Raw genomic sequence first — 15,968 nt, forward strand, 5'->3', positions numbered from 1 at the left:
GAGTGGCTGCTGCTTCCAATAGCAGCTTCTAATAATGGGATCTAATAACGCTCTTATAAAAAACCCCCGCTTCATTTCTGAAGCGGGGGTTTTGAATTGAACGATGGTATTCCGTTTTAATTAAAACGGGATGTCGTCGTCGAAGTCGTCAAAGCCACCAGCGGCTGCCGGCTGAGGCTGAGCGGCAGGAGCCTGCTGCTGTGGACGCTGCTGCGGCTGGCCGTAACCTGCGTTGGCTGGCTGGGACTGTGGCTGCTGAGGTGCAGCATTGCCGTAGCCTTGGTTAGACTGCTGCTGTGGAGCAGACTGACCGTAGCCACTGTTGGACTGCTGGTTGTTCTGGTACTGCTGCTGAGGTGCAGCATTGCCATAGCCCTGATTGGACTGTGGCTGTGGAGCAGACTGACCGTAGCCACTGTTGGACTGCTGGTTCTGGTAACCGCCACCCTGCTGACCGCCACCGTAGTTATTGGAGCCGCCTTCGCCACCACGGCTGTCCAGCATCTGCATCTGACCGTTGAAACCATCGATCACGATTTCGGTGGTGTAACGATCCTGGCCCTGCTGATCCTGCCACTTACGGGTCTGCAGCTTGCCTTCCAGGTAAACCTTGGAACCTTTCTTCAGGTACTGGCCGGCGATATCAGCCAGCTTGCCGAAGATCACCACGCGGTGCCATTCGGTACGTTCCTGACGCTGGTTGGTGTTCTTGTCCACCCAGGAGTCGCTGGTAGCAACGCTCAGGTTGGCGACAGCGCTGCCATTTGGGGTGTAACGAACTTCCGGATCACCACCGAGATTGCCCACCAGTATGACTTTATTGATACCGCTGCTCGCCATTTCTATCTCCCGTTTCCAAAACTGTCTTCAATAATCGTATTCAAAAACTCTTTCGCTGTCGCATCCCGGGACAACGAATTGAAACTTTACCAGTCTCCAAACTGGCGCAGGTGCTGCTCATCCAGTTGCTGTCTGTCGACTTTCAGATACGCGGTCTGCTCCTCGACAGCCAGTGAGACTTCCCGAACACCTGTCACTGTGGCAATACCATCACTGACCCGGCTGGCTTCCGAAGGAACCACCGGATACAAGTCCATTACCAGACTGCTGACATAGGGGGGATTGTTCATGGTAACAGACAACAGCCACCAGAGGGCAGTCGCAATTGCCACCAAAATAAATATTCCTGTCTCGCCAAACTGCTGATAAATGTACCCGGAAACCAGACCACCAATACCGGCCCCCAGAAACTGGCAGGTTGAAAAGGCACCCATTGCAGTCCCCCGGCTTCCGGCCGGTGCAATGCGGCTGACAAGCGACGGTAATGTAGCTTCCAGGTAGTTAAATGCCATAAAAAACAGCAGGACACTCACAACCAGAAATCCGAGATTCGCGCTGCTTTTCCAGATCAGCAACTGGGCCACCAGCAGCAGTAATATTGCCCCCTGCAGGACCGTCCTGATCATCCGACGTTTTTCCCCCACCACAATAAACGGCACCATGGCGAAGAAGGATATGACCATCGTCAGCAGATAAACCCACCAGTGTTGATCAGCCGGCAGGCCAGCGAGGTTCTGCAGGGCCAGAGGAAGATGGATAAACAAGGCAATCAGAATAAAGTGCAGAATAAATACGCCGGCATTCAAACGTAGAAGCTGACGGTGACCGAGTATCTGCCGAAGACTGGAAAGCGCCGTAACTGTTTCCCGGTTAGCCTTTTGCCTGACCGGTGTTGGCACGCCCCAAATCACCAAACCAATAGCCAACACAGACATAACCGCAGAAACCATAAACAGGCCTGACAATCCAAACGTATCGTTCAGCAGCGGCCCAAGAACCATCGCCGTACAGAACGATACGCCAATACTCATACCGATAATGGCCATGGATTTGGTGCGGTTTTCTTCCCGGGTAAGATCAGCCAATAAAGCAGTTACCGCCGCTGCGATTGCACCGGCGCCCTGCAAAAAACGTCCCGCAATTAAAGCTTCCACAGAGGAACTGCTGGCAGCCAACAGGCTGCCAGCAAAAAAGATTAACAGCCCACCCACAATCACCGGCTTACGGCCAATACGATCGGAAAGCAGTCCGGCCGGAATCTGAAGAACAGCCTGACTGAGACCATAAGCGCCCATGGCAACACCAATCAGGGCTGGTGTTGCACCATCTATCTGTTCTGTTGATAAGGCCAGGATGGGCAGCAACATAAACAGGCCCAGCATACGGAGGGCAAAAACAAGAGAAAGGGCACCAGCCGCTCTGACTTCCAGTTGGTTCATTTGTAATACGATTTCTTATCCTTCCGGTGCCGTTATGATACCAGCCATGGCTTTGACGGTCTGTTGATTTTTATTGGGGAAATTTTGGTGAGGCCCACAACGGGCTTCCAGTCATAGGCTGTAGCTGTGGCAGGTGCGGGCCGGTTGATGTCGTCGGCCACGGGGAACTGATCACCGCATTATAGGATGGCGTAGTCTGTGACCAGCTGCTTCCATGAGAAGGCACACCAGTCAGCGGAGTGTTCGGTCGAACATAAGGGGACTGATGACCGACAGGCGGCATTGTTATACCCGCTTCAGAACTCACACCGGCCTTTTCGCTATAGATACTCCAGGCCTCTTTATACAGATCCTCCAGCTGTCTGACCCGGGCCTGACCAATCTCTCCTTTTAAATCCGGATGATTGCGAGCAGTGCCCATGTGCAGGCCAACAACATGAAGACGCTGGCCTGCTGCAATAATATCCATGGTCGAGACAGCCTGATTGAACCTTTGCATCTGCGCCCTGATCAATAACAACAGAAACAGCCCCTGCCTCTGGATCATCAACGGACTCGGCGTAATGCCGGAAAGAACAGCGTAATCAGAAACACACTGCTCACCGTTCAACAACAAGGATGCTAATGCCCGCAGGCGGAGAAGATCAGCATTACCATTATTGATACTTTTCTGAACATCTTCGGACTGAAAGAGAGCAAAGTTATCCTGATACCCCAGAATGATCTGTAGTTGATACCAGAGCCAATCCAGCTTGCTGGGCCTCACAAGCAGCCTGCTGGACTTGTAGTAACTGTCCAGATTCTCAAGCAAACGCAAGGCAGAAAGAAAGTGAGTCAGGGCCGCAGCACAATGTTCCTTACTCTCTTCAAGGCCTGACTGAATAGATTCCAATACCACCTGAATGGCTCCATCCATATCGCCCCGCGAAAAACAGTTTTGCTGCCTCATTAATTGCGCCTGCAGGGTTTCCACATCAGGCTCGGTAACCTCCCCTTCATACTGCCGCAACCGAAAAACCATACTCTCCAGTGCTGGCAGAATGGGGTTCTCATCCAGCTGCTTGCTTAATCGCTCTGCCCGGAACTCCAAAGAAGGAACAAAGGGTATGACCTTATCCAATGACGAAATTTTAAAACTGCTCTGCCCCACAGCGCCCAGTGGGTGAGGGGTCGTAGAGGTGGGTGTGGTGACAAAATTATCAACCAGTACGGTCAGACCATCAGAGTCAGTATCTGCCGTAGGTGTGGGTGGTCCCGAATGACCTGAATTATCCGGTGGACTTGGCTGCGCGCCGATCTGTGTTCTCTTCATAGAAAAGACTGACGATGAACATAAACACAACAGAACCAGTGCTACAGCCTTGAGATGACTGTGCAACACAACATTGACCGCTTGGTGGACCGCTCTTTCTTTTCTATCCATTCTTATGAACCGACCTGTTGAAACAGCCCCATAAGTTCGCGCGGCAGGAGACTATGGTAGAGGTTCCAACGTTTTTCCAGTGAGCTTTTCCAATGGATATACGGTCGACCGATGATTCACATGACGCAGTGCCTTATAATCAACCGGTTATCAGTCGGAGTTAGCTTGTGGATTCCATAACCGTTCGTGGTGCGCGTACTCATAACCTTAAAAATATCGATCTGGAATTGCCCAGAGATAAGCTGATTGTGATCACCGGCTTATCCGGTTCCGGCAAATCCTCGCTCGCATTCGATACGCTGTATGCCGAAGGTCAGCGGCGCTATGTGGAATCCCTGTCAGCCTACGCCCGCCAGTTCCTTTCCATGATGGAAAAGCCGGATGTTGACCATATTGAAGGTCTGTCCCCGGCCATCTCTATTGAGCAAAAATCCACCAGCCACAACCCGCGTTCCACTGTCGGCACCATCACTGAGATATACGACTACCTGCGCTTGCTGTTCGCGCGTGTGGGTACACCAAAGTGTCCAAGGCACCACTTGTCACTGGAAGCCCAGACCGTCAGCCAGATGGTCGATCAGGTACTGGCTCTGCCGGAAGGCTCAAAGATTATGGTGCTGGCTCCTATCGTGCGTGCCCGCAAAGGGGAACACCTGCATGTGTTCAGTGAGCTGAAGAGCCAGGGCTTTATCCGTGCCCGTATCAACGGCATCGTGACCGATATTGATTCAGCACCCGCGCTGGAGAAGAACAAGAAGCACACTATTGAAGTGGTTGTTGACCGTATCAAGGTGCGGGATGACCAGCAGCTGCGCCTGTCTGAATCCTTTGAAACAGCCCTGAACCTGGCGGATGGTCTTGCAACTGTCAGCTTTATGGAAGGCGATGCCGATGACATCGTGTTCTCCGCCAAGTTTGCCTGCCCTGAGTGTGGCTACAGCATTAATGAGCTGGAACCGCGCCTGTTCTCCTTCAACAATCCGGCCGGTGCCTGCCCAAGCTGTGATGGTCTGGGTGTTAAGCAGTTCTTCGATCCTGACCGCATTATTCACAACCCGGAACTGACTCTGGCCGAAGGGGCAATCCGCGGTTGGGACCGGCGCAGCGTTTATTACTTCCATATGTTGAAGTCCTTGGCCAAGCACTGTGGCTTCTCGCTGGATACACCGTTCGATGAACTCTCCAAACATGATCAGGACATGATCATGTACGGTTCCGGTGATGAGCAGATTGATTTCAGCTACATCAATGACCGTGGCGATATCTACAAAAAGCGCCATCGCTTTGAAGGCATCATCCCGAACTTTGAACGCCGCTATAAAGATACAGACTCCCAGTCTGTCCGCGAGGATTTGAGCAAATACGTTGCCACCCAGAACTGCCCAAGCTGTAAGGGCACACGTCTGCGGGAAGAAGCCCGTAATGTCTTTATTGAAGAGATCACTCTGCCGGAAGTGACTCATATGGCCGTGGAAGGGGCGCTGGCACATTTTGAGCAGCTGAACCTGACCGGCTCAAAAGGCGCGATTGCCTCCAAGATTCTTAAAGAGATCAAGGAGCGTCTCAGCTTCCTGAATAACGTCGGCTTGAACTATCTAACCCTAGATCGCAGTGCCGACACTCTCTCCGGTGGTGAAGCCCAGCGTATCCGACTGGCCAGTCAGATTGGTGCCGGCCTTGTGGGGGTGATGTATATCCTTGATGAGCCGTCTATCGGCCTCCACCAGCGAGATAATGATCGTCTGCTCAAAACCCTGACCCATCTGCGTGATCTTGGAAATACAGTTATCGTCGTTGAGCACGATGAAGATGCCATTCGCACCGCAGACTATGTTCTTGATATTGGCCCGGGCGCAGGTGTACATGGCGGGCAGATTGTTGCCTCCGGGACACCAGCCGAGGTGATGGCCAATGAAAACTCGATTACCGGCCAGTATTTGTCAGGCACTCGTCGTATAGAGATTCCGGCAAAGCGCATTCCTGTTGATCAGAAGCGGATGATGACGCTGTCCGGTTGCACCGGAAATAACCTGAAAGACGTTACTCTGGATGTACCTGTTGGCCTGCTGACCTGTGTGACCGGTGTTTCCGGCTCGGGTAAATCTACCCTGATCAACAGCACGCTCTATCCGATTCTGGCGGAGAAGCTGAACGGTGCAACCACGCTAAAAGCCGCGCCTTACAAAAAGCTGGACGGTCTGGATCACGTAGATAAGTGTATCGACATTGATCAAAGCCCGATTGGCCGTACGCCTCGCTCCAACCCTGCGACTTATACCGGCATTTTCACCCCGATTCGTGAGCTGTTTGCCGGCACTCAGGAAGCCCGCTCCCGTGGCTACAAGCCGGGACGTTTCAGCTTTAACGTGAAAGGCGGACGCTGTGAAGCCTGTCAGGGCGATGGTGTTATCAAGGTAGAAATGCACTTCCTGCCGGATATCTATGTGCCTTGTGATATCTGTAAGGGCAAACGCTACAACCGTGAAACCCTGGAAGTGAAGTACAAGGGCAAGGGTATTGATGAAGTGCTGGAGATGACCGTTGAAGAGGCTCTGCCATTCTTCGATGCGATTCCGGCTCTGAAGCGTAAGCTAGAAACCCTGATGGATGTTGGCCTGTCGTATATCCGTCTGGGCCAGAACGCCACCACACTCTCCGGCGGTGAAGCCCAGCGTGTTAAGCTGGCCAAGGAACTGTCCAAGCGCGATACCGGCAAGACCTTCTATATCCTCGATGAGCCGACCACTGGTCTGCACTTTGAAGATATTCAGTTGCTGCTCAAGGTTCTGCACCGGCTGCGCGACCACGGCAACACCGTGCTGGTCATTGAACACAACCTTGATGTGATCAAGACCGCTGACTGGATTGTCGATCTCGGGCCGGAAGGCGGTAATGGCGGCGGCCAGATCATTGCTACCGGCACACCGGAAGAAGTGGCTGATATGGAAGTCTCCCATACCGGCCGATTCCTTAAGCCGATGCTGACAAGTTAATGGAAACGCTGGCTCCCACGCTGAGCGTGGGAGCCAAAATCATCAGGCAGTCGCCGCTTCACCTTTCTCTTCAGGCTTACGACTACCCAGCTGGTTCACAGCCAGTGCCGCACCCACAAGGGCCAGAGCCACCCAGGTGGTTGCAGGCAGAGCTTCATTGTTCACAGTAGCGCCCAGCAGAACACCCACCAGCGGTACCAGATAGTTGTTCATGGAAGCGAACACCGGACCAGCTTCTGAGATCAGTGCCATATACAGGAAGTAAACGACACCGGCACACATTACACCGAGATACAGTACAGACACTGCACCACCGGTAGAGATTTCCAGAGTCCATGGCAGCTGTACAAAGCTGGCCACGACCAGCAGCTGGATGGCAGCGAAGCTCAGAACATTGCGGGCAACCAGAATCGGATGCTCATCATCAATGGTTTTCAGGATAAGCAGTGCAACACCAAAGCTGGCAGAGGCACCAATAATAACCAGCGCTGCGACCAGACTGGCTTGACCAGAACCGGAAGCCAGTTGTGGATAGAACAGAGCAACCAGACCGATAAAACCAATCACCACACTGGCAAGGCCGGCTGCAGTTATGCGGGAACCACGGATAACCAGTGGTGACAGCAGAATAGTGAAAAATGGAATGGTACCCATCAGGATGGCAACCACAGCGGTATCAAGATACTGCTGCCCCCAGGCCACACCAACGAAAGGAATAGTGGCTTCCAGGAAAGCGATACCAAAGTAAGTCAGATGGCGTTTGCTGCTGCCACCTTTGATGCCAAAAAGGGCCGCAAGAATAAACAGGGTTGCAGCACCAACAACAGCACGACCGGCACCAACCCAGACAGGGGAAAGATCAGCAACAGCTTTCTGCTGGAACAGGAACTGGGAGCCCCAGATCAGGCCGATCGCTAACAGGTAAAAGTACTTCTTAATCATATTCACACAAGTATCAGAAAACAGTGATCCCACATCCGACGCGAGGTGCTTACAGATAATGGGGTATACAGGCGACCTATCAACTTCTGCATAGCAGTGAAGATAGAAGAAACGACGCGATTTTTTTGTGCTTTTATAGGACTTGTTGTGAAGTCCTCTCCTCATGCATGGCAGGGAGAGGCGAAGCGGGCTGGATTGTAGCAGGGCTCTTTCACCAGAAAAAGGGGTAGGAAGCGACCTTATAATCGATCAACAAACCTTCCATGGGATTAGCCATTCACGACTAACTTTGTTCCATCATCTCAATTGTAAGCAGTACGACCAGATCTGAGGCTGTGGATCTTTCTTGCATCCAATCTCAAGATAATGAAGGCAATGATCCGCTGTGGTCACACAAAGATGCATATTATCTCTGACGAAACTCACATCAAAAATACGATAATTAAACTTCATTGCTGACTTTAACACCCATTCATGACCTGCACTCCAGCCATACAGGTGAACATCATGCGCTTCCGATGCGGTCGCCAGCAGGCAGGAATTCTTACTAAAAGAGGTGCAGGTGATAGGAGAATTCGACTCTATCCGCTGCGAATACAACCATTGGCAACGCTGCCTGGCAAACGTCAGAACATGCACATCATAACTGCGCGGCATGGGCGAAAGCTCATTATACTCCCACTCTCGAATCACAAGGTGCTGCTGGTTCGGACTAAAAGAGGTTGTGTAGCTGTCCATAGTGTTCAATCGAAAGCTGACCTGCCATTCCTTACAGTTATTTTCCGAGAGAACACACAATTCTTTATCATCGTTGATAACCAGATGATCGCCTGCAGGATTGATCCAATAATTTACATCCATAAGGTTTCTAATGGGCAGAGAAGGAACAGGTGCCCCCTGAACAACCACCCCATCGCTCTTGAAGAACACAAAGCGCGTCGTCCACTCGCTGTCATCATGAAGAAAGAAACCAGCTTTAGCTGGGTTCATGGTGACACGGCAATAATCATAAAGCCTATTACAGCGAGGTATATGAAAGCTGCTACTTTCATTCAGGATGCCGGCATCGCTGATATGCAGAAGCAGTACGGAACTCGAGGTCTGTAAAAGCAGCGTATTATTTTCCACGAATTTAACAACTTCTATCGAGCTTTGTGCGGTATAGCCATCAAAGCGGACATATCCATCAGATGTATGTTTCCAGAGTTCCATTTCCATCACAGGATGATCCGGCTCACAATCAACCTTCGGCACACGAGTGACTATATAGTGGCCATCAGGGCTGACATGCAGTGATGCTGCTGTAATAAAATAAATGGGCAGATTCTGTTTTTGCCAGTTGTTATTAGCATCCTGAGGCAGGCTTAATCCGGCATCTAAAGTGTTGTGTGTGTCCTCTATAGGCAGCTTGCAGATGACCCTATTCGGATTCAATAAGACGGTCACGTCTGCATGTGATAAAGGTATCCTCAGAGTTTCATACAGCGCCCATTCTCCCTGGTTATTTTTCTCAAACCAATGAAATAACTGGTTCGACATTTGAGCGGTAAGCACCGAGCCGTCGTGAGAAAAGTGGGTGGATTCAATACGGCTACGACAGTGGAAGATGGAGACCGGACAGGGTCGGTAAGGCCATCCGAGATCAAAAAAAACAAGACTGTTATAGGCGGCATGCCTACGCTGATAGGCGAGTATCCACTGGCCATCATGAGAATGATTCAGACCTGCGCTATAGCTTTCTGTTACATGCTCAGTCTCATAGACACTGTGCAGCGTTAATTCAGACAGGCTGTTAAGAGTTGAAGCAATGGTGTAATTCAACAACAGAGGAAAGTCAGAGCGTTCGCGCTGAGCATTCAGAGCAACAACGGCATCTGGATTCATACGTGAAAGCCAGGGGCTGACCAAACGCACAAAGCGATCTTTCTGGTAAAAGGCCGGCATAGCCAATGATCCGTTATCACTGGCAAAAGTGTGCTCCTGCAGACTTTCATTCTGAACCAGCTGATAACAGCTATGACTCACCCGCATAAAGCGGCGGAGGTCTGCCAATGGCAGGTATTTCAAGACATGAGCCACAACCGTGACCGGCAGATCAGCAAACTGAGCCAGAGGCCCTGACTGCTCCATCGGCTCAATAGTTGACGGTGGTACCCCCTGCACCGGAACCAGCCCACTATTATTGTTCTGTATCATCTTCTCACCGGTTATCACTCCAGAATCCTTAACAATGGATTCTGGAGTGACGGGAATGTTCGATTTAACCGGCTAGACGTCTAACAATCTGGTTACTAAGCCATTAAAGACTTAGGGCCCGTTGACGTTTTATGATCGCGCTCAGCTTTCCCGAGAGTTTTCAGGGCTACCCCGCAAGGGGGCAAACGGGCGCAGCGATGAAGGAATAGTGGTTCTCTTTCAAATCGCTGCAACAACGCCATGGAAACTCTCGGGAAAGCCCTTCGGGTGAGGCTGGAAGCCGCCCCTCGCTGCGTCAGGCTTGTTTAATGTAGGGCAACTACGATTTTCACAAGCCTTCCTAACGATGAACGGCTTCCAGTCTCACTGAGCCGCATCATAAAACGTCAACAGGCCCTAGGGCAGGACGAAGATAATAGCGATAAAAGCCCACAAGGTTGCTGGCCATAAACAGGACTTCTACCACGACAGCCATAGGCGACTGAACCAGTGTATTGTGAGTGATCCAAAGACAAATCCCTGCCATCATCAGCAATCGTAGAGTCTTGTCATTCTTGTTGAACGCAGCGGTCGTTTGCAGCACCGATGCAGAACAACTCAGCACACTGGTAATACCGTTGAAGGTGAAGAATGTTGTGGTAAGAGAAGCCACTATAAAAACAGCTGCGGCTTTTTTTGAGGTTGTGAAAATACTGGTGAAGTAGCGACAGGTCGATATCAGCAACATACCCGCAGCTGTCCATTGCTCCAGCAATGCAAAGTGTGTCGAGAGCAGGATACAGGCGCAGAACAAGCAACCGAGCAGCTTTTTACGGTCTTTGAACTGAAAAGAAAGCATATCAAAGCAAATGGCGATGCCCGCCAGAATTTGCGAGAGAAGAAAGTCGGTCACTCAGAGTCCTGAAGATCGCGCTGAACACGCTATCCCTAACAAGGTCAGAATATCTGGCGGTTAATTGAAGGCACCAGAAAACGCGATGGATTCTACTTGAGAGACGAGTGAGGAAACTTGTGGCAGATCAAATCGGCCGGAATATCACTGCATTCCGACCAATATAGAGATAGAAGAATTACTGCTGATAAACAGCCAGTGCCGCTTGAGTCGCGCCACTCTTGTTCATAACAGTTTCAAGGGCGCCAAGGCAGAACAGAACATTGGTTTTAGTGGCTGCACAGCCCATCAAACCAATACGCCATACCTTGCCGGCAAAGTCACCCAGACCGGCACCAATTTCAAGGTTATAGTCGGCCAATAGCTGCGCTCGAACAGCGGCTTCATCAACACCTTCCGGCACTGACACAAGGTTAAGCTGAGCCAGACGCTCGCTCGCAGGAACAACCATGCTCATACCGATAGCTTCCAGTCCGGCAACCAAGGCATTGTGATGTTGCTGATGACGCGCCCAGGCATTCTCAAGACCTTCTTCCTGCAGAATCACCAGAGACTCATGCAGTGCATAGAGAGCATTCACCGGAGCGGTATGGTGGTAAGCACGCTTAACACCCTGCCCCCAGTAACCCATAACCAGATTGAGATCGAGGAACCAGCTCTGCACTTTGGTCTGACGGTTCTGGATCTTCTCAACCGCTTTAGCGCTGAAGCTAACTGGAGAAAGACCGGGAACACAGGACAGACACTTCTGTGTGCCAGAATAGATGGCATCAATACCCCAGGCGTCCACTTCCAGCTCACTGCCACCCAATGAAGTTACAGCATCAACAATAGTCAGGCAGTTATACTGACGTGCCAGTGCGCAAAGCGCCTTCGCATCACTACGCGCACCTGTAGAGGTTTCAGCGTGAACAAAAGCAACGATCTTGGCATCGGAGTGGGCGTTCAGCGTTTCTTCAACAGCAGCCGGATCAACAGCCCGTCCCCATTCGCCCTGCACAATGATGGCTTCGCCACCGCAGCGTTCGACGTTCTCTTTCATACGACCGCCGAACACACCATTAATACAGACGATAACCTTATCACCCGGTTCCACCAGATTAGCAAAACAGGTTTCCATACCAGCTGAACCGGGAGCAGATACAGGCAGAGTCAGCGGGTTTTCTGTTTTGAACGCAAACTGAAGCAGCTGCTTGATCTCATCCATCATCCGAACAAATTCCGGATCAAGATGACCAATGGTCGGACGTGCCAGGGCTTCCGTCACACGGGGATAAACATCAGAAGGGCCAGGGCCCATAAGAGTACGCCGTGGTGGGTGAAAGGACTGAATGGTCATAGCGTTTGTGTTCTTTTGGTTGGGAAAGCGAGTGCTATTGGTAGCACAGTACGAGGCAATCTTGAATAACCGTTTCAATCAAAATCCGCCAAAGCGTTACAAAAACTCACAAAAAGCACCTAACAACCGAATACCTACAACGGCGACTAAAATCTGATGCAGGTTTTGTTGTAACTGGTCTGACTTATGAACTCTCAACTTCGCCAACAAATCATAGATGCCTTCAAGTTCCGTCACGCCTGCAAGAGCTTTGATGCCAGAAAGAAAATTCCTGATGAAGACTTCGGTTTTATTATGGAAGCTGCGCGTTTATCCCCAAGTTCGTTTGGCTTTGAGCCCTGGAAGTTTCTTGTTATCCAGAATTCCGAGCTGAGAGACAAGATCAAACCCGTATGCTGGGGAGCTCAGGGGCAACTTCCGACAGCAAGCCACTTTGTCATTATCCTTGCCCGGAAAGAAACCAGCATGCATTACGGGGCGGACTATATCCAAAACCACATGCGTAATGTCAGCAAGCTCCCGGAGGATGTCGTCAAGATGAAAGGTGACTTCTATCGGGAGTTCCAGCTTCAGGACTTTAAGCTTACCGAATCACCACGAGCGATGTTCGACTGGGCCTGCAAACAAACTTACATCGCTCTTGGAAATATGATGAGTGTGGCGGCACAGATAGGCATCGACTCGTGCCCAATTGAGGGCTTCGGCCGGGATAAGCTCGAGCAGATCCTTGTTGCTGAGAAGATGATGGTCGCAGACGAATTTGGTGTCAGTGTTATGGTGGCCTTTGGCTATCGAGAAAATGAGCCTTTCGAGAAAACCCGCTTTGCAGAAGAGGATGTTATCGAGTGGTTCTAAAAAGATGGAAGGAGTGAAGACTTAACAAAACGGAAATAACAGGCATAAAAAAACCGGGCATTAAGCCCGGTTTTTCTTAGATCTGGCGATCTTACTCTTCGTCAGCAGCTTCAACTGCAACTGGACGATCAACCAGTTCTACGTATGCCATTGGAGCAGCGTCGCCTTGACGGAAGCCGCACTTCAGGATACGGATGTAACCACCCTGACGCTCTTTGTAACGTGGGCCCAGGTCGGTAAACAGTTTACCAACAGCTGCCTTGTTACGCAGACGGTCAAATGCCAGACGGCGGTTGGCTACGGAATCTTCCTTAGCCAGGGTGATCATAGGCTCTGCTACACGGCGCAGTTCTTTGGCCTTTGGCAGAGTGGTCTTGATCACTTCGTGCTCAACCAGGGAAGCAGTCATGTTCTTGAACATCGCTTTGCGATGTGAACTGTTCCGGTTAAGCTTACGTCCACTCTTACGATGACGCATGATTCTTCATCCTTACCAGATTGAGACTGGTGGTTAAGCTGAAACCTTGTCGTCGGACTTCAGGCTTGCAGGTGGCCAGTTATCCAGGCGCATGCCCAGACTCAGACCACGGGAAGCGAGAACGTCTTTGATCTCGGTAAGGGACTTTTTGCCCAGGTTCGGGGTTTTCAGCAGCTCAACCTCAGTGCGCTGGATCAGGTCGCCGATGTAGTAGATGTTCTCTGCCTTCAGGCAGTTGGCGCTACGTACAGTCAGCTCCAGATCATCTACAGGGCGCAGAAGGATAGGATCAACCTCATCTTCCTTCTGTTCTGGTTCCGGCTCAGCATCGCCTTCCAGGTCTACGAATACGGCCAGCTGCTGCTGCAGAATAGTTGCAGCGCGACGGATCGCTTCGTCTGGGTCCAGAGTACCATTGGTCTCCAGATCCAGTACCAGTTTGTCGAGGTCAGTACGCTGTTCAACACGCGCACGCTCAACAACATAGGCAACACGGTGCACTGGGCTGTAAGTGGCATCCAGCTGCAGACGACCGATGGAACGGTTTTCGTCTTCGTCGGAACGACGCTGATCAGCAGTTTCATAACCGCGACCGCGACGAACCAGCAGCTTCATGTTGAGGTTGCCCTTCTCAGAAACATGAGCAATTACATGCTCAGGGTTCAGGATCTCAACATCATGATCCAGCTGAATATCACCAGCAGTAACAACACCAGCCCCTTGATGGGACAGGGTAATAGTCGCTTCATCGCGACCGGTCATGCGAATAGCAAGACCTTTCAGGTTGAGCAGGATGTCGATAACGTCTTCCTGCACACCTTCTACTGTGCTGTACTCATGCTGCACCCCGTCGATCTCGGCTTCGACAACAGCGCAACCGGGCATTGAGGACAGCAGAATACGCCGCAGCGCGTTGCCCAGAGTGTGACCAAAACCACGCTCAAGAGGTTCGAGAGTAATCTTGGCACGCGTTGGGCTGTGCTCCTCAACGTCGATGTGACGCGGAGTCAAAAATTCTGTAGCCGAGTTCTGCATGGATGAACACCCCACCTAGTTATCTATCCCTTACTTGGAGTACAGCTCGACGATCAGGTTCTCGTTGATGTCGGCTGACAGATCACTCCGCTCAGGCTGTGCCTTGAAAGTACCTTCTTTCTTCTTGGCATCAACCTCTACCCACACGGAGAAACCGCGCTGGGCGGCCAGTTCCAGAGCAGCGTTGATACGCAGCTGGTTCTTAGCCTTTTCGCGGACAGCGACAACATCACCAGGCTTAACCTGGTAGGACGGGATGTTGACTGTCTTACCATTTACCATAATAGCTTTGTGGCTGCACAGCTGACGTGCTTCTGCACGAGTGGAGCCAAAGCCCATACGGTATACTACGTTATCAAGGCGACCTTCCAGAAGTTGCAGCAGGTTTACACCGGTTGCGCCCTTCAGACGATCTGCTTCTTTGTAGTAGTTACGGAATTGCTTTTCCAGTACACCGTAGATACGACGTACTTTCTGTTTTTCCCGCAGCTGGACACCGTAGTCGGACAGACGTCCGCGACGCTGGCCGTGCTGGCCTGGGATTGCCTCAGCGCGACACTTTGACTCGTGTGGACGAACACCGCTCTTCAGAAAGAGGTCAGTACCTTCACGACGAGACAGTTTGCACTTGGGACCGATATATCTTGCCATTTGACCCTATCTCCTATTACACGCGACGCTTTTTAGGCGGACGGCAGCCATTGTGCGGGATCGGGGTAACATCAGTGATGTTAGTGATCTTGTAACCGCAGGCGTTCAGTGCGCGAACAGCAGACTCACGGCCGGGGCCGGGGCCTTTTACACAAACGTCAAGATTCTTCAGACCGTACTCAGCGGCTGCATTACCCGCGCGCTCCGCAGCTACCTGGGCAGCAAATGGAGTCGACTTGCGAGAGCCACGGAAACCAGAACCACCAGCGGTGGCCCAGGAGAGCGTGTTGCCCTGGCGGTCGGTAATTGTCACGATGGTGTTGTTGAAGGAAGCGTGGATGTGTGCAACACCGTCCACAACTGTCTTCTTCACCTTTTTACGTGAACGAATACCTGGCTTTGCCATATCAGAATTGTTCCTGTATCAAGACGACTGGAAGAACCAGTTCTTCTTACTTACGAATCGGCTTACGTGGGCCCTTACGGGTACGCGCATTAGTCTTAGTGCGCTGGCCACGAACCGGAAGATTGCGACGATGACGCAGACCGCGGTAGCAGCCCAGGTCCATCAGACGCTTGATATTCATGCTGATTTCACGACGCAGGTCACCTTCGACGGTGAATTCACCGACGGCGGTACGCAGCTTTTCGATCTCATCATCATTCAGCTCAGAGATTTTGGCGGCTGGATTAACACCAGTAGTCGCACAGATGTTCTGAGCAGTGTGCTTACCAACACCATAGATGTAGGTCAGCGAGATAACAGTATGTTTGTTATCCGGGATATTGACGCCAGCAATACGGGCCATTCAATCGTCTCCGTGAGTTTCGCCTAATTGCAACGCGAAGGACAAACCCAAGTCGAAAGGTTGAGCATACTACATG

Annotated in this window: 14 protein-coding genes; 2 read left to right on the plus strand and 12 right to left on the minus strand. The window is 51.3% G+C overall.

Annotated features, from left to right (window positions below):
• Nucleotides 1–120: 120 nt before the first annotated feature.
• The 3 genes from ssb to EHSB41UT_RS17455 form a co-directional block, all read right to left on the minus strand.
• The gene (ssb, locus tag EHSB41UT_RS17445) at nucleotides 121–840 is read right to left on the minus strand and encodes a single-stranded DNA-binding protein (protein WP_087112130.1); all 720 of its coding nucleotides are present in this window, start codon (nucleotides 838–840) and stop codon (nucleotides 121–123) included.
• An 86-nt stretch (nucleotides 841–926) separates the two neighbouring features.
• Nucleotides 927–2,279, minus strand: coding sequence for an MFS transporter (locus tag EHSB41UT_RS17450; RefSeq protein WP_087112131.1), 1,353 nt, complete (start codon nucleotides 2,277–2,279; stop codon nucleotides 927–929).
• Nucleotides 2,280–2,349: 70 nt separating this feature from the next.
• The gene (locus EHSB41UT_RS17455) at nucleotides 2,350–3,591 is read right to left on the minus strand and encodes a hypothetical protein (protein WP_087112132.1); all 1,242 of its coding nucleotides are present in this window, start codon (nucleotides 3,589–3,591) and stop codon (nucleotides 2,350–2,352) included.
• A 278-nt stretch (nucleotides 3,592–3,869) separates the two neighbouring features.
• On the opposite strand from EHSB41UT_RS17455, the gene uvrA reads away from it, so the two are divergent.
• Nucleotides 3,870–6,695: an excinuclease ABC subunit UvrA gene (gene uvrA / locus EHSB41UT_RS17460; protein ID WP_087112133.1), complete on the plus strand. Its 2,826-nt coding sequence runs from the start codon at nucleotides 3,870–3,872 to the stop codon at nucleotides 6,693–6,695.
• A 42-nt stretch (nucleotides 6,696–6,737) separates the two neighbouring features.
• Here uvrA and EHSB41UT_RS17465 read toward each other — a convergent pair whose 3' ends face one another.
• The 4 genes from EHSB41UT_RS17465 to EHSB41UT_RS17480 form a co-directional block, all read right to left on the minus strand.
• Nucleotides 6,738–7,637, minus strand: a complete 900-nt coding sequence (locus EHSB41UT_RS17465) for a DMT family transporter (RefSeq protein WP_087112209.1) — start codon at nucleotides 7,635–7,637, stop codon at nucleotides 6,738–6,740.
• Nucleotides 7,638–7,934: 297 nt separating this feature from the next.
• Nucleotides 7,935–9,833: an F-box protein gene (locus EHSB41UT_RS17470; protein WP_133060565.1), complete on the minus strand. Its 1,899-nt coding sequence runs from the start codon at nucleotides 9,831–9,833 to the stop codon at nucleotides 7,935–7,937.
• A gap of 376 nt (nucleotides 9,834–10,209) precedes the next feature.
• Nucleotides 10,210–10,725: a YgjV family protein gene (locus tag EHSB41UT_RS17475; protein ID WP_087112135.1), complete on the minus strand. Its 516-nt coding sequence runs from the start codon at nucleotides 10,723–10,725 to the stop codon at nucleotides 10,210–10,212.
• Nucleotides 10,726–10,903: 178 nt separating this feature from the next.
• Nucleotides 10,904–12,064 (minus strand): pyridoxal-phosphate-dependent aminotransferase family protein, encoded by a 1,161-nt coding sequence (locus tag EHSB41UT_RS17480; protein ID WP_087112136.1) that lies wholly within the window; start codon nucleotides 12,062–12,064, stop codon nucleotides 10,904–10,906.
• A 186-nt stretch (nucleotides 12,065–12,250) separates the two neighbouring features.
• Here EHSB41UT_RS17480 and EHSB41UT_RS17485 point away from each other — a divergent pair, with 186 nt between their 5' ends.
• The gene (locus tag EHSB41UT_RS17485) at nucleotides 12,251–12,919 is read left to right on the plus strand and encodes an NAD(P)H-dependent oxidoreductase (RefSeq protein ID WP_087112137.1); all 669 of its coding nucleotides are present in this window, start codon (nucleotides 12,251–12,253) and stop codon (nucleotides 12,917–12,919) included.
• A 91-nt stretch (nucleotides 12,920–13,010) separates the two neighbouring features.
• On the opposite strand, the gene rplQ is transcribed toward EHSB41UT_RS17485, so the two are convergent.
• Genes rplQ through rpsM form a run of 5 tightly spaced genes read right to left on the minus strand, consistent with a single transcriptional unit; the run spans nucleotide 13,011 to nucleotide 15,892 of the window.
• Nucleotides 13,011–13,397: a 50S ribosomal protein L17 gene (gene rplQ, locus EHSB41UT_RS17490; RefSeq protein WP_087112138.1), complete on the minus strand. Its 387-nt coding sequence runs from the start codon at nucleotides 13,395–13,397 to the stop codon at nucleotides 13,011–13,013.
• Between the two features lie 33 nt (nucleotides 13,398–13,430).
• Nucleotides 13,431–14,432 (minus strand): DNA-directed RNA polymerase subunit alpha, encoded by a 1,002-nt coding sequence (locus EHSB41UT_RS17495; RefSeq protein WP_087112139.1) that lies wholly within the window; start codon nucleotides 14,430–14,432, stop codon nucleotides 13,431–13,433.
• Nucleotides 14,433–14,462: 30 nt separating this feature from the next.
• Complete coding sequence (rpsD, locus tag EHSB41UT_RS17500; protein ID WP_087112140.1) at nucleotides 14,463–15,083, minus strand: 30S ribosomal protein S4; 621 nt, start codon at nucleotides 15,081–15,083, stop codon at nucleotides 14,463–14,465.
• A gap of 16 nt (nucleotides 15,084–15,099) precedes the next feature.
• The gene (rpsK, locus tag EHSB41UT_RS17505) at nucleotides 15,100–15,489 is read right to left on the minus strand and encodes a 30S ribosomal protein S11 (protein ID WP_087112141.1); all 390 of its coding nucleotides are present in this window, start codon (nucleotides 15,487–15,489) and stop codon (nucleotides 15,100–15,102) included.
• Nucleotides 15,490–15,535: 46 nt separating this feature from the next.
• A complete protein-coding gene (gene rpsM, locus EHSB41UT_RS17510; protein ID WP_087112142.1) occupies nucleotides 15,536–15,892 on the minus strand; it encodes a 30S ribosomal protein S13 in 357 nt (118 codons plus the stop codon).
• Nucleotides 15,893–15,968: the final 76 nt, after the last annotated feature.

This window comes from Parendozoicomonas haliclonae (assembly GCF_900174585.1).
Classification (GTDB): Bacteria; Pseudomonadota; Gammaproteobacteria; order Pseudomonadales; family Endozoicomonadaceae; genus Sansalvadorimonas; species Sansalvadorimonas haliclonae.

Bases quoted from the DNA above. Each gene is read 5' to 3' on its own strand.
- ssb (WP_087112130.1), bottom strand. From the start codon at position 840: ATGGCGAGCAGCGGTATCAATAAAGTCATACTGGTGGGCAATCTCGGT.
- rpsM (WP_087112142.1), bottom strand. From the start codon at position 15,892: ATGGCCCGTATTGCTGGCGTCAATATCCCGGATAACAAACATACTGTT.
- EHSB41UT_RS17470 (WP_133060565.1), bottom strand. From the start codon at position 9,833: ATGATACAGAACAATAATAGTGGGCTGGTTCCGGTGCAGGGGGTACCA.
- EHSB41UT_RS17495 (WP_087112139.1), bottom strand. From the start codon at position 14,432: ATGCAGAACTCGGCTACAGAATTTTTGACTCCGCGTCACATCGACGTT.
- EHSB41UT_RS17485 (WP_087112137.1), top strand. From the start codon at position 12,251: ATGAACTCTCAACTTCGCCAACAAATCATAGATGCCTTCAAGTTCCGT.
- rpsD (WP_087112140.1), bottom strand. From the start codon at position 15,083: ATGGCAAGATATATCGGTCCCAAGTGCAAACTGTCTCGTCGTGAAGGT.
- rplQ (WP_087112138.1), bottom strand. From the start codon at position 13,397: ATGCGTCATCGTAAGAGTGGACGTAAGCTTAACCGGAACAGTTCACAT.
- EHSB41UT_RS17465 (WP_087112209.1), bottom strand. From the start codon at position 7,637: ATGATTAAGAAGTACTTTTACCTGTTAGCGATCGGCCTGATCTGGGGC.
- EHSB41UT_RS17480 (WP_087112136.1), bottom strand. From the start codon at position 12,064: ATGACCATTCAGTCCTTTCACCCACCACGGCGTACTCTTATGGGCCCT.
- rpsK (WP_087112141.1), bottom strand. From the start codon at position 15,489: ATGGCAAAGCCAGGTATTCGTTCACGTAAAAAGGTGAAGAAGACAGTT.
- EHSB41UT_RS17455 (WP_087112132.1), bottom strand. From the start codon at position 3,591: ATGAAGAGAACACAGATCGGCGCGCAGCCAAGTCCACCGGATAATTCA.
- EHSB41UT_RS17450 (WP_087112131.1), bottom strand. From the start codon at position 2,279: ATGAACCAACTGGAAGTCAGAGCGGCTGGTGCCCTTTCTCTTGTTTTT.